Consider the following 13,246-nt stretch of genomic DNA (forward strand, 5'->3'; position numbering starts at 1 on the left):
CTATGCTGATTTATTCGATCTGAAAACTAGGCATTTTTTCATAGCTCTGCCGCATTTTCTCATAGCTTAACTTAAGTCTTTCGCTATATTCGACCTGCTCCCAAGGTTTCCAGCTGTAGACGGGTAAAGTTTTCAAATCCAGCGTTGATTGCTCGCCCCCAGGCCAGGATACCTGTTTCGTGGAACGATCCGTCAGCCATGGAACCAGCGTGATACCTTCAACGCTAGTTGTAGAAAACTCCCGACCGTTTTTCAGTGGTCCGTATTCGATGGCCTGCAAGGAGCTCGGATCACCGAAACCAAGCAGCATCCAAGGAATTCGCATTTCCACCTGATTGCCGTTATACTGCCAAGCTGTTAACGAATCGCTGTCTGCCTGTCCTGAAGCTGTCGTACCTCTCTTTAACGTTCCCACGTTCTCCGCCATGAATGGATGCGCTGAACGTGTATCTGGCGGGGTCATCTTCAGACTGACAGCCAGTTCCCACGGATGGAACGGATCAGCTGACTTCAATTGCTCGTCTGGGATCATGTTATATCCGTCCTTGCCATACAGACGCTGATTGAAATCATAGTCCTTCGCAATCTGTACCTGGGACTCGTTATCCTTGCCTAGTGTAATGACCGTTTCCAGTCCATCACTTAGAGTTTTGCCTGGCAACATGTTGCTTGGTTGACTGCCGCCGGTAAGGGTATCTGTTCCAATGCGAAGTACAGTTTTCTCCGGGTCAAATGGCTGATCCAGCGTCAAGCCCACATACAGATAAGCTTCATCATGGGTCACTTTCATCTCCTGAATACCATTCACCTGTCCCTGCCAGACCGTAACTTCTTCATCTTTCAGCTTATCCCAGTCATCCAGCTTGCCATCAATGGTCAGCTGTTCCTGTTTCCCTGGGTCCATGGCCAGCAAACCAAACATCTTTTCGTTGGTTAACACGTTTAGCCAGTACGCCCGGCGATCTGCCGGAATTTCCAGCGGCATCGTGTTCCAGGTCTTTTTGAACCACTCATCCTGCCACATGAACAGAATCGCTCCTGCATAGCCTTCATCATAGATATCCTGCGTAAGCGAAGCATCGATGTCTCCCTGCTGTACCTCGTTATGCCCGCCTTGATTTCGACCACCCATGCCCAGATGAGAAATACCAAGTGAGGACGGCACACCATACTCTGTAATCATTACAGGCATATCGGAAAACTCGGCTTTTAGCTTTTGCAGATAGCTTTTGTACGTGTTGTACTCGCCCTTTTCATCCTTGATGGTTTGCAGTGTCTTATCAATGTGGAACAGATCCGGGTAATACGGGTACACGTGGTAGGCAGCAAAATAACCTCCATCCCATGCTTCCGGCTTAATATGCCGTGCATCCACACTGACGAGATCCTCTTCATAGAGCGGCTCGCCTGGATGATCCAGCACATCGGTTGTAACCCAGTTGGTAAACGTCATCGGATGTTCCCATCCATACTTTTTCTCCTGAACCGCCGTGTAGTCCAGCAACTCTGCTAACCAATTTTCAAACGGTGATGCTTCTGCACTACCGGAAAAGTGAACCCCTTTGTACTGCGGCACATCCGCATGCACCTTATTGGTGTTGTCCACCATCCCCGGGTCCCACTCGGTACCTACATGCCAAGCCATCAAGTATTTTCCGGCATTGGTTCTGTACTTGCCGCTGGACTCTCCGTTCTTGGCAGGAATGTCTGCATCACCGTACACGGCAGATACGGCCTTTTCTATTTCCTGCTTGAACCTCTGTTCAATATGATCGGCATAGGCATCCTGCTTCTCAATCAATTCCTCCTCAGGTGACCATATGCCCTGTATAAAATATAACGGTTGCTCCCGGCCACGATTATAATCGACCAGTGCGGAGTAAAAAATCGGCTGGTGGACGGTATAGACCCTGATCACATTCGCGCCCAAATCCTGAATCTGCTCGAACCAGCGCAGGTAATCCTCCTCGGTGAGCGGGAACTCTCCCGGGTAATGTCCCGGCGAAGTCGCCCCCAGGTTCACCCCTTTAACGAACATTTCCTTCCACGTTCCATCCGGCCCGTATTGCATGAACCGGTCTCCATCGGTCTTGAATTTCATTTCCGTGCCGTTCTCCGCTGTATACGTAACAAGCTTTGGCTGCATGTAATGCCATCCGGCAAGTATTCCGCCAGTCACCACCAATGCGCCTGTCAAAGCTGTCAGTAACCAGCGTCTTCGTCGTTGTCTGCTCATGACTTCTGATTGCTCACCTCTCTAGTATGCATCCTGCTTCCCCATAGATCAGGTTCATGCACTGCACAAACCCATGCAGGAAACATACGATCATTCCGCTTCGGATGTCCGCTTGGTAGAGATGTCAGCGGTGTAGTTCTCACTATAGCGCTAAGCCTCTGCATTGTAACTAGGCTGATGGAAGCAAACATGATATGGAACGTTCTGCCCATACTCAGCCCGTTGAGCCACCCGCCAGCACTCCAAGGCAACAATTCCGTTTGCGGTCTTTTTACATTCGTGATCTGCCGAAAAGCACAGATGAATGCCCTGCTTATCCTGCACATCTTCACGTAATATTGTTATGTGCAACGCGGATACAGGCACTCTTCCCCCGAAAAACATATACCCCATTAAACGCGAGTAACATTTTAAAGTTTCGCGTTTTTTACAGTATTAACCATAAAGATTACAAAATTGATACTATAGTCTGATAACGCATCACTGAAAATCCGCGTCCTATCAAGGTTTTCTGAAAAGTACTGAAAATGAAAAAAGGACATCAGTCCCCCTATCTAGGACTCTGTCCATGAACGACACTTTTACAAAAATCAAAATGAACTACCAGTCATCACCCGTAGGTCACAGATATCTCACATTAAATGTAAAAAGACACATCTTATTTCCTATTTCAGACCTCTGATCTGTCGATCGTATAATTGTGTCCAATTTGCAAAATAATTCCGGTTGCCGCATTTTGAATTGTCCTTTATGCTTATAAAACAAGAACACTTGTTCCATACTGTAAATAAACTGTAAATGAACAGCTCTCTGCAAGGATCAGACGACAGGAGCAACATCAAGAATTGCAGATAAGGAGAGGAAACATCATGCCCCGCCAAGACAGACGTGTCATCATGCTGGCAGACTGCCAGTCATTTTACGCCAGTGTGGAGAAGTCTGCACATCCCGAGTACAAGGATCGCCCCCTCGTTGTAGCTGGTGACCCGGCGAGGCGCTCAGGTATCATTCTGGCGGCGTGTCCTCTCGCCAAGTCCTACGGTATTACAACCGCAGAACGACTGGGAGAGGCGCTTGCCAAATGTCCAGATGTTGTCGTTATTCGCCCAAGAATGGCCGAATACATCCGCGTATCCCTTCATATTACACGTATTCTTCAGTCCTATACCGATCTGGTGGAACCCTACAGCATTGACGAGCAATTTCTCGATGTCACGGGAAGCCTCGATCTGTTCGGCAGTCCCGAAACAATTGCACGCAGCATTCAGTCCAAAGTGATGGATGAAACTGGCGTTTACATTCGCATCGGCATCAGCGATACCAAAGTCGTCAGCAAAATGGCCTGTGACCTGTATGCCAAAAAAGTCCCAGGAGGCATCTATACGCTGCCAAGGAAGGATATGCCCTCCACGATCTGGGAAAAACCTGTACGCGATATGTTCATGGTTGGTTCACGCATGGCACAGCATCTCTACAAAATGGGCGTTCATACGATTGGTGATTTGGCGAATACACCGCTATCCCGGCTCAAGGAGCGGTGGGGTGTAAATGGTGAAGTGTTATGGCGTATCGCCCGTGGTATAGATGATTCTCCGGTAAAACCCGGAACATACACACACCAGCAGCAGGGGATCGGACATCAGATGACGCTACCACGGGATTACGAGACTTGGGAAGAGATTAAGGTTGTGTTGCTGGAGCTCGCGGAACTAGTCAGCCGACGTTCCCGGGACAAATCACTCATGGGGCATGTCGTTTCGGTCGGGTGTCGCGGACAGGATTACGACCGGCCAACCGGTTTTTCCCGTCAGATGAAGGTGAATGAACCGACCAACATCACAGATGAAGTATATGATGCGGCGGCAGCTCTGTTTCTGCGCCATTGGGACGGATTACCCATAAGACGCATCCATGTGTCGCTGAGCGGACTTGTACCCGATTCAGAAGTACAACTGTCCTGGTTTGACGACCGCGAACGCAAGAGAGAACTGGAGCGAGCCACGGATGATATCAAGCGCAAGTTCGGAGATACCGCCATCATGCGTGCCTCATCCCTGTGCTCATCCGCTCAGGCGCAAGATCGTTCTCATAAAATTGGAGGTCACTATAGATGAGTAAAAAATTGCAACAAAACGGACTTTTTGAATCCTCACGCATGATGCTTCCCGAACATCGGGAAGCCTATATTCTTCATCAGGAGCAGCTTGCCCCCCGCACGCGTCCCTCCCTGGATGCCCAGGCCGCAGATGAAATGTCCCGTTTGCTGAGCAACTCCATGGTACTTGGCGACCGCGTTACGATCACGCTGTTCCACGAGCATGATGACATTTCTTATACCGGACGTGTGCTCCGATTGGATCGCCCCGCCCGTACACTCAGACTGCTAACCGATGACGGGAATCGGGATCTTCAGATGAATCTCATTACAGGTGTGACCCCAGCAGGTGAATGGATGGATGAATAAACATGTGAGTGATGTAGCAAAATGAGCATTTGTTCACATATAGACATAGTGGGAACCCATTGATAGATGTAGCAGCTTCACGTTGTGCAGGACCGTATCCCTACGATATTCTATGGTAATAAAAAAGCAGCCGACAAACGATATCCGTACATCCGCCTCGTTCAAAAGAAGCACAATGTTCGAAATCTGATTCATCCACTGCATATAAGGGTAACTATTACGTTGCTTTTTTAATATTAGAAGAAACTCCAGTCGAACTCCTTGGACAGACGCTCAAGCAGATGAACGCCAGCGAGGCTGTTGCCTTTGCGATTAAGTGCCGGGCCAACCACACCGATGCCGAATTGTCCCGGAACAAGCGTCAGTATTCCACCAGAAACACCGCTTTTGGCGGGCAAACCAACCTCGATGGCAAATTCACCAGAAGCATTGTACATCCCGCAGGTAGTCATAAAGGTCTTGGCGATCTGCACATAACGACGGGGAATGAGTTCTTCGCCGGTAATCGGATCGGTTCCATCATGAGCGAGAACAAGCGCCATGCGAGCTAGATCAGCACAGGTGACTTCAATAGAACAATGACGGAAATAAACAGCCAGCACATCTTCCACATCATCTTTGATCACACCGTTATGTTTGAGGAAATAGGCGAGAGAGCGGTTCAGATGGCCACTTTCCGATTCGGAGCGAAAAACGTCTTCGTTATAACCCAATCGTTCATTATTCGCTAACTTGCGGAAAAATTCGAGAATACGGCGGGACTTCTCTTCCTTACAGTCCCCACCAACAAGAGAGGATACGGTGATCGCACCCGCATTAATGAGAGGATTAAACGGAATACCTGGTTCAACCAGTTCCAGCTTGATCATGGAGTCGTAATCATCACCCGTTGGTTCTTTTCCTACATTAAAGAAGACCGCCTCTTCCCCGTGATCCATCAGGGCCAGAATGAGGGTGAACACTTTGGAGATACTTTGCATCGTAAAAGGAACTCCGCAATCGCCGGCAGACACATGGTTACCTTCCGCGTCCATGATATGTATTCCCAGATCGTCCTGAGATGCTTTGACCAGTTCCGGAATATAGGAAGCTACTTTCCCCTGTCCCGTATGCAGGCGGCTGGTCTCCAGCCACTCGGGCAACAGAGCATTCAGTCGTTCCATCGTTGAATCACTCATATGTCATCTCCTCCACGTTTATCTATAGAAGTATCTTACACGAGATACTAGTCCTGCAATACAACGGAGCGCTGTACTCAGGCAAGACACCTTATACTCCATATTCTATCCTATGCATTACCCTGTGGTACGTGAAGTTACACGAATTTCTACCGGGAAAACAAAAAAGCTGCTAGAGTAACAGCTTTTTTGGGGACTTTGTTCTATTCTCTGAATCAGGTCGTTCATGGATTACGATGGGGACTGTTCCTTCATTTTTCCTAATTCCATGAATCATATTTCAGTCTTGTTCCCTCGCTGGATAACAAAATCTTCCGCTCTTTCAGCCATAAGCTCCGAATCAATATTGCTAATGCCAATTCTGGCAAGTTTGTGCACGACCTGACTCGCGGATTGTGCATTTTCAATAATGATGTTTACGGCTTCATCAGCATCATCGACAACGCGAATATAACGTTTGAATTCCTCTTCTGTCATATTTTTCGTACCGACAAAAAGTTGATAAAGCAAACCCATCACTGGCATGTGCAGCCTTTTATCAGGGGTCTCTGAATTTGTCCAGAACTGGCTGTCAAGAAACAGCATTGAAGTAATTGGAGCCTTATTATACGCGTCATTCTCACGGTAATAGACTTGAGCGGCGTCCTGGAACACCTCCTGGATTGTGCCTCCGCGCCCCTCCGAAAAAATGATACCGCATGAAGCGAGTGTAAGAAGTACATCTTCCCGTATGCTGTTGAGGAAGTATTTCGCAACGTGGGTAGCAAACGGAGTAAAAGGCTCGTGGCCATAATGCCAGGTCGGCAGTGCCAAACTGCAATTGAGTGGGCTGAGTTGATCCTTGAGTCCATTTGCTATTTCCCATGTGGGAAGCATCCATTTATGGAGTTTGCTTAACAGTTCTTCATTAAAGGTCTGTCCATCTTTACCGATAATATCGCTCATGTTTTGCGGGAATTCAGCGAACGGTTCCTCTGCCAAACGATTTATTGCAGATTCAAGGCAGTCTGCAGACCGTCCAGCGTGAAGAGCACCAAGATGTGTTGCTTCCATACAACCAGGTCCACCACCGCTAACGACAATAAAGCCAGATTCTGATAGCTTCTGGGCAATTCGTGCTACTTTACGATAGGTTTCGCTTCCACGTTTCTCCCGATGTCCTCCCATGATTGCAACAGGACGACGGCCTGCCTGTAACTCCGTTGCCAGAAATCCGTTCATTTCACGTACAACGGATGTATCATGTACAGCCTCCATCATCGCAGCATAAGGATCTGAGACGGTTGTACCTCCTTGTTGATGAAAATATGTTAAACACCGGAAATCTGGCGTGACTAATAGACTCCGTGCATCATCCACATTAAAACCCTTAAGCAACTCAAAGGGAGAATAAAGCTTATCATGAATAGGGTTAAACGGAGGATGCGTAATCCATTCCAATGACTTTATCATATGCTCTCCTTTTACATGTAATTTAGGGCCATTCTCTATCTAATATAGATTGCACAGAAAAAAGCCGCTTTATAAGCGGCTGCAGCATGTTTAAGCATATACTTTCATGTGTATCTAACGTCTTTATCTGTTAGGACGCAGATTCAACTCCAGAATCTCCCCAGGCAAACCGTCGTAATCTCCCACCCATGTTGATTCAAAGTTCTGTCTAAGCAAAATCTGACGGGATGCCGCATTGGAAGGATCAATAACGGCATATAGAACCTCAATGCCTGCAGCCTGAGCCTGAATAATCAGGCGGGACGCGATAGCTGTACCCTGACCTTTGCCCCAATGCTCCGGTAGAATCATATACCCCATCTCTGCCCGGCTTGGGTTATCTTCATCCAGAATCAATTTGGCGTAGGCCACACCCGCATCATCCTGCGTGGTCACTCGATAGTGCCCGCATAAAGAACGAAGGTTATAATCTAGCATGGAATCGAACTGTGTTCTCGCTTCCGGCTCCGGGATCGCCCGCTCGGTAATCTGCTTCATGACGTCCTCATTGGAAACGAGTGCATAATAATGTTCAAAGTCCGGTTCTGTGTATTTTACAAAGTTCATGAATATGCCTCCTCAGGATAGATCATTTCAATGTCATCGTGTCGCATACCGTATATATCATTTTATAGCGCGTCATCGAGTACAGTTTTGCTTTGATTCACCTAAAGTATAACAGAAGCAAAGGTAGCAATGCACATCTTGGGATGTACGTCAGCGTGGTTATGTCGCTCTTGCACTTGGCAACAAGGCTTTTGGGATTTGTGAAGCTTTTGAAAAAGGTAAAAACGGCCTCATCTGAGACCGCTTGCCATTAATCTAATCTAACTTTTGGTATTCGTTCTTAGCCCAATGCCGTGTCCAATCACTAGGTCTCTGTGATGTTGTGATACGTATATATGGATCTGTACAACGATATAACTACAACTTAGCTTGCCCGCGATGACGGGTTGAACTGCATCTGTTTATTATGGGAATCACGTGCCCGCAGGCTTGTACCTGGAGGTGTGATGATCAGTGCCATCAGCAGTGATACCGCACAGAGTACCGCAATGACGATAAAGGTAAGATGGAAACCACCCAGCAACGCGCTGATAAATGATCCGGCCAGAGCACCGAATCCGAACCCTTGATAAATGACGCCGTAGTTTTTGCTCTGGTTTTTCAACCCGAAGTAATCGGCCACAATAGCTGGGAACACGGTAATGTTACCCCCAAAGCAGAAGGCAATCGCTGCCACACAAGCGAAGAAGATTCCAAAGTTCAGCGGCACCAGACTCAGCGTCATAACAGCCACGGCTGTTACGAGCAACGCTCCGGCGATGACTTTCATCCGTCCTACTTTATCCGACAAGGCTCCCAGAATTATACGACCCGCTGTGTTAAAAATAGCGACCATGGCCACCGCATTCGCTGCCGTTGCCACGTTAAGACCTGCGAGCTGTACGCCAATATCTTTGACAATGCCGATCAGGTACAGACCGCTCATACATGCTGTGAAGAAAATACCGAAAAGCATATACGCCTCTTTTGTGCGAAGCATTTCTTTAACTGTATATTCATGATGGACTTCTGAAGGTTCACTGACCGCGCCCTCTTTGGCATTCACCGGAGACTGTTCACGAACCACCGCTTCACGGATCAGGAATGATCCGGCAACAACCAGTACAAGAACGATTATCCCCCAGTACATAAAGGCTTGCGCTGGGCCAACCGCACTAATCAGGGCGGAGTTCACATATTTGAACAATAGACTACCGGTACCAAAAGCACCTACCGAAATACCCGAGATCAGACCTTTACGTTCAGGGAACCACTTGATCAGATTGGATAGAGAAGTGATATATGCTGTGCCGTCCGCAAAACCAACCACAAACCCAGCCAGCAGATACAGCAGCGTTAACGAGCTCACCTGAGAACTTAGAATAAGTCCAAGCCCGAGTACCACCCCGGCTACACGGATCAAACGCCGAAGCCCCCAGCGCTCTTGCAATCGGCCCGCAAACAAGGTAGCAAATGCCAAAGCAAAACTCGTTATCGAAAAAGTTATCGCGACCGAGCTGACGTCCCATCCGAAACGATCAGACAGCGGTTGATTAAATAAACTCCAAGTGTAAATGGTGCCGAGTCCCATTTGTACAATAATTGTACCCAGTACAATAAGCCAGCGGTTCATGGATAAAGATGATGTCGTGGTTGAATTCAATGCTGATGAAGCGGATGAAATAGCTGCTTTCATCGTAATCTCCCCTTTGCCGATGTCTGTGACATGTTGAACATTCTCTGTACCATTCAAACATACTTGAATGCGTTCACAAGACCATCATATATGAAAGGGGATTCATCGAGCCGTTCTGAGCATGAGTTGCATCAAATACGGAATGAAATGCCGTTATATGCGCATGAGTTGCCTGAATTCTTTGACTTTGCCACGACTGACGGGCACTTCGGCTTCCAGATCGCGCAAACGAAGCAGATACGTATTGTTAAACCAAGGCACGATCTCACGAATTTGGACAAGATTCACGAGGTAGGAACGATGGCAACGGAAGAAGGCATCCTGCGGCAAGCGACTGTGAAAATCGGAAATGCTGACCGGCATCGTGAACTCTCCATTTTTGGTATACACCTTAGTGACCTTCTCCTGAGCCTCCGCATAATAGATGTCCGCCGAATCGGTGACAATGATATTGTCATTGCGCAGCAAATTGACCCGTGTTCCTGTCAGATGATCCGCCGCCTGTGATGGAGAATTAGTAGATATCGGTCGCTGCTCCAGTCCTTGATGTGCCTGCCGTACGCCAGAGCGAACCTGATCTTCTCTTGTGTCATGTCCTCGCTGAGCCCCATGATCATTTGCTGACGAATGTTCCTCTGCGCGCCGATATGCCCGGTTCTCCCCCTGCATTAGGCTATCGATGTTCTCCGTTTGCTCCTGATCGCGTTTGAAGGTCAGCTCCAACTTGTGCAACATGGCTGCGATCCGCTTCTCGTCATAAGGCTTCAAAATATAATCAAAGGCTTCCAGTTCAAAAGCCTCAGCCGCATGCTCCTTATAGGCTGTCGTAAATACGATGTAAGGTTTACGTGCAAACTTGCCAATATGATGTGCCAGCATCATACCGTCCAGCGAAGGAATGTTAATATCGAGAAATAGTACATCCACTTCCTGCTCCTGCAAAAATTTAAGCACATCCAGGCCATCTTCCAGACAATCCACAACATCAATCTGGCTATGTTCGTGAATGAGATAACTCAATTCTTCACTTGCCGGAATTTCATCCTCCACAACTAAGGCTCTCATCCTTCTTTTGTCTACCCCATTCAACATGCCTTCATCTAACGCTTTCATCGCTTCATCATCACCTTGATATGACATCTCCTTTGGGTACATCAAATAAAATCTCGGTCCCTTGCTCTAACCTTCTAATCGTTAGGCCTTGTCCATAAATCAACTTCACACGCCGATGCACATTATATAGCCCGATTTGGTTGCCCGGCATGCGATCATGGTAGACTTTTTCAATAATATCCCCACTGATGCCTGCCCCGGTATCACTCACGCTAATACGCACAAAATCAGAATGATCCTGTACCTGAATCCGCACGGTTCCAGGGCCTTTAACCTTCAGAATCCCATGTATAATCGCGTTTTCTACGAGAGGCTGAATGACCAGGCTTGGAATATGCACTGCCACTTCATCAATCTCGTAGATAACCGTGAGTCTGCTGCCAAAACGCGCTTTTTCAATCTCCACATAATTACGGACTTGCTCCAGCTCTTTATGAATATCAATTAACTCATCCGACAGCTCCAAGTTGTAACGCATGTAACCCGAGAGGTTAACAATAAGTTCCCGCGCACGATCCGGCTTGGTGCGTATGGACGAAGCGATAGCGTTCAGCGCATTGAACAAAAAATGAGGATGAATCGTTGTCTGTAATGCGCGTAATTCCGCTTTGTTCGCCGCAGCCTTAATCTCCTCTACCCGCGAAACCTCCATCTGTGTGGAGATAATCTGAGAAAGTCCCACAGCCATCGTTTGCAGTGGATACGTAATTTTGTAGGCTTTACGATAATAGATTTTAAGCGCGCCCGTCACATCGCCCCGTTCTTTCAGGGGAATGATCAGCAACGAGTGGATATCCGGGGTTTTCTCATCTGTTACATCGTTACTGATCGTAATTTCCCCGCTGGAAATCGTCTTCTTGGTCATTTCACTAATAATCTCATTGCCAATATGATACCGTTCCTCGCCAAAACCAACATAAGCCAAAACATTCCGTGTATCGGTGATCGCTACCGCGTCGGCCTGGATATCTTCCTGAATGATTTTACATATTTTGCGCAGGGAATCCTCATCAATGGAGCGGAAATAAGGCAGTGTTTTATTCGCAATCTCCAATGCCAGCTTGGCCTGACGGCCTGCAATTAACTCCTTTTCCCCCTCCACACTCTGCACCAGAAGTACGATCAGCCCAATGTTCACCTCACCCAGAATCATCGGCAGTGCAATCTTCGAAACGATATCTGCTCCAAGCGGGTCAGGATACGAGTATAGGAGAATCAGCAGCATCGTGAGCGCTTCAATGATCATGCCTGCCCCAATACCGATCATCCAGCGTTTGGATTTTGGGGTGTATTTGTGAATGTAACCAGACACCAACCCCGCAAGTATACTTGTGATCAGGCACGGAATCGCGGTTATGCCATCCATATCGATGAGGTAACGATGCACCCCGGACACGAGTCCCGTAATAATGCCCACCGGTGCTCCAAACAAAATTCCACCTGATAAAATCGCAATAATCCGCACATTAACAAGTGAGCCTTCAACGTTGATGCCTGTATATGTACCAAAGATGGCAAACGCACAAAATAACATAGTTACCGCAGCATACTCCTGCCATCTTAACTTGCCCTTTTGCAAAATCTGCCTGAACCGCGGCACCCGCGACAGAAAAAACAAAAATATAATCAGCAGCGCCGCCCGCTCAAACAGCCCCAGCAACATCGTAAACATTTCCAACCCATCTTCCTCCACATCTATCTGAAAAAATAACAATAAAAATCACCAAATATAACATCAAATACAACACCAGACCACCCTCATTCATCCGCACTGCGATATTGTATCTGTACTACTCGTATGCAACAGTTTACCCTCCCCCTTGGAGGAAAGCAAAGGATATCCTGTAAATATCAAAAAAAGAAAAGGAATGTGGTATAATCAGGAAACTAATATTCGCCTCATAATGAAACTTCTATCCACAACTTCTCTACAGAAAGGTGCTCATATATGCTTGCCATTCTACTCCTTGGTTCGCTTCTGTTATTTAGTCTTATATTCTATATCTTAAAATGGGTCTCCGGACGATCCGCCAATGTTGAACGATCCACAGGACGAGTACTCCAGATCGTTTTATGTATTTCAATTCTGGTGCTATTCGTACAAGATTACATACTCGCAGAGCTTCCCCATAATGGAGTATTCATCGCCATTTTAATCGCAATGTGGTTTGCAACTATGGTCCCGGACCGTGCTCCCGTATCCAACAAGGCCAAAGAGGTCAACCGAACATCTGAATAACATTGTTCAACTATGTCTGGGTAGCGCAGCGAAATAGCTAAAAGCAAGTTCAGATGTGATTAACTTTACCCTACTACATCACCAAGCTCCCCCGTTACAGTACCCCTCATTCATTCTTTCCTCTTCAACACACCACCTCAAATGCTAACGATCTCAGATGAGCTTATTTGAGCAATACAGAGCTGCCTGGAATTGTAACGATCACCAGAGAGCTTATTTCGCTGAAAAGAGAGTAAAAATGTCCATTTTCATATCAAATTCCTAAAATAAGCTCTCCTGTGAT

The 13,246-nt window shown here is 47.2% G+C and carries 10 protein-coding genes; 2 read left to right on the forward strand and 8 right to left on the reverse strand.

Annotated elements, in window-relative coordinates:
* Positions 1–10: 10 nt before the first annotated feature.
* Positions 11–2,236 carry a hypothetical protein gene (locus ACT89M_RS18885; RefSeq protein WP_308723154.1) on the reverse strand — a complete coding sequence of 742 codons (2,226 nt, stop codon included), beginning with the start codon at positions 2,234–2,236 and terminating at the stop codon, positions 11–13.
* Complete coding sequence (locus ACT89M_RS18890; protein WP_308723155.1) at positions 2,233–2,568, reverse strand: hypothetical protein; 336 nt, start codon at positions 2,566–2,568, stop codon at positions 2,233–2,235. Before ACT89M_RS18890 ends, ACT89M_RS18885 begins: the two co-directional genes overlap by 4 nt.
* A 537-nt stretch (positions 2,569–3,105) precedes the next feature.
* On the opposite strand from ACT89M_RS18890, the gene ACT89M_RS18895 reads away from it, so the two are divergent.
* Together ACT89M_RS18895 and ACT89M_RS18900 are read left to right on the forward strand one after the other, a co-directional pair.
* Positions 3,106–4,350 (forward strand): DNA polymerase IV, encoded by a 1,245-nt coding sequence (locus tag ACT89M_RS18895; protein WP_090922681.1) that lies wholly within the window; start codon positions 3,106–3,108, stop codon positions 4,348–4,350.
* Entirely contained in the window at positions 4,347–4,700 is a 354-nt protein-coding gene (locus ACT89M_RS18900) for a YolD-like family protein (RefSeq protein WP_090922683.1), read from the forward strand. Before ACT89M_RS18895 ends, ACT89M_RS18900 begins: the two co-directional genes overlap by 4 nt.
* A gap of 236 nt (positions 4,701–4,936) precedes the next feature.
* On the opposite strand, the gene glsA is transcribed toward ACT89M_RS18900, so the two are convergent.
* The 6 genes from glsA to ACT89M_RS18930 form a co-directional block, all read right to left on the reverse strand.
* The gene (gene glsA / locus ACT89M_RS18905; protein ID WP_090922686.1) at positions 4,937–5,878 is read right to left on the reverse strand and encodes a glutaminase A; all 942 of its coding nucleotides are present in this window, start codon (positions 5,876–5,878) and stop codon (positions 4,937–4,939) included.
* A gap of 273 nt (positions 5,879–6,151) precedes the next feature.
* A complete protein-coding gene (locus tag ACT89M_RS18910) occupies positions 6,152–7,330 on the reverse strand; it encodes an LOG family protein (protein ID WP_487344776.1) in 1,179 nt (392 codons plus the stop codon).
* A 123-nt stretch (positions 7,331–7,453) separates the two neighbouring features.
* A complete protein-coding gene (locus ACT89M_RS18915; protein ID WP_090922690.1) occupies positions 7,454–7,936 on the reverse strand; it encodes a GNAT family N-acetyltransferase in 483 nt (160 codons plus the stop codon).
* 364 nt (positions 7,937–8,300) lie between these two features.
* Positions 8,301–9,611: an L-lactate MFS transporter gene (locus ACT89M_RS18920; protein ID WP_373323287.1), complete on the reverse strand. Its 1,311-nt coding sequence runs from the start codon at positions 9,609–9,611 to the stop codon at positions 8,301–8,303.
* Positions 9,612–9,764: 153 nt separating this feature from the next.
* Positions 9,765–10,676, reverse strand: a complete 912-nt coding sequence (locus ACT89M_RS18925; protein WP_253500013.1) for a LytR/AlgR family response regulator transcription factor — start codon at positions 10,674–10,676, stop codon at positions 9,765–9,767.
* Positions 10,677–10,734: 58 nt separating this feature from the next.
* Positions 10,735–12,387 carry a sensor histidine kinase gene (locus ACT89M_RS18930; protein ID WP_154958053.1) on the reverse strand — a complete coding sequence of 551 codons (1,653 nt, stop codon included), beginning with the start codon at positions 12,385–12,387 and terminating at the stop codon, positions 10,735–10,737.
* Positions 12,388–13,246 lie beyond the last annotated feature (859 nt).

It is taken from the genome of Paenibacillus sp. NN59, assembly GCF_057597225.1.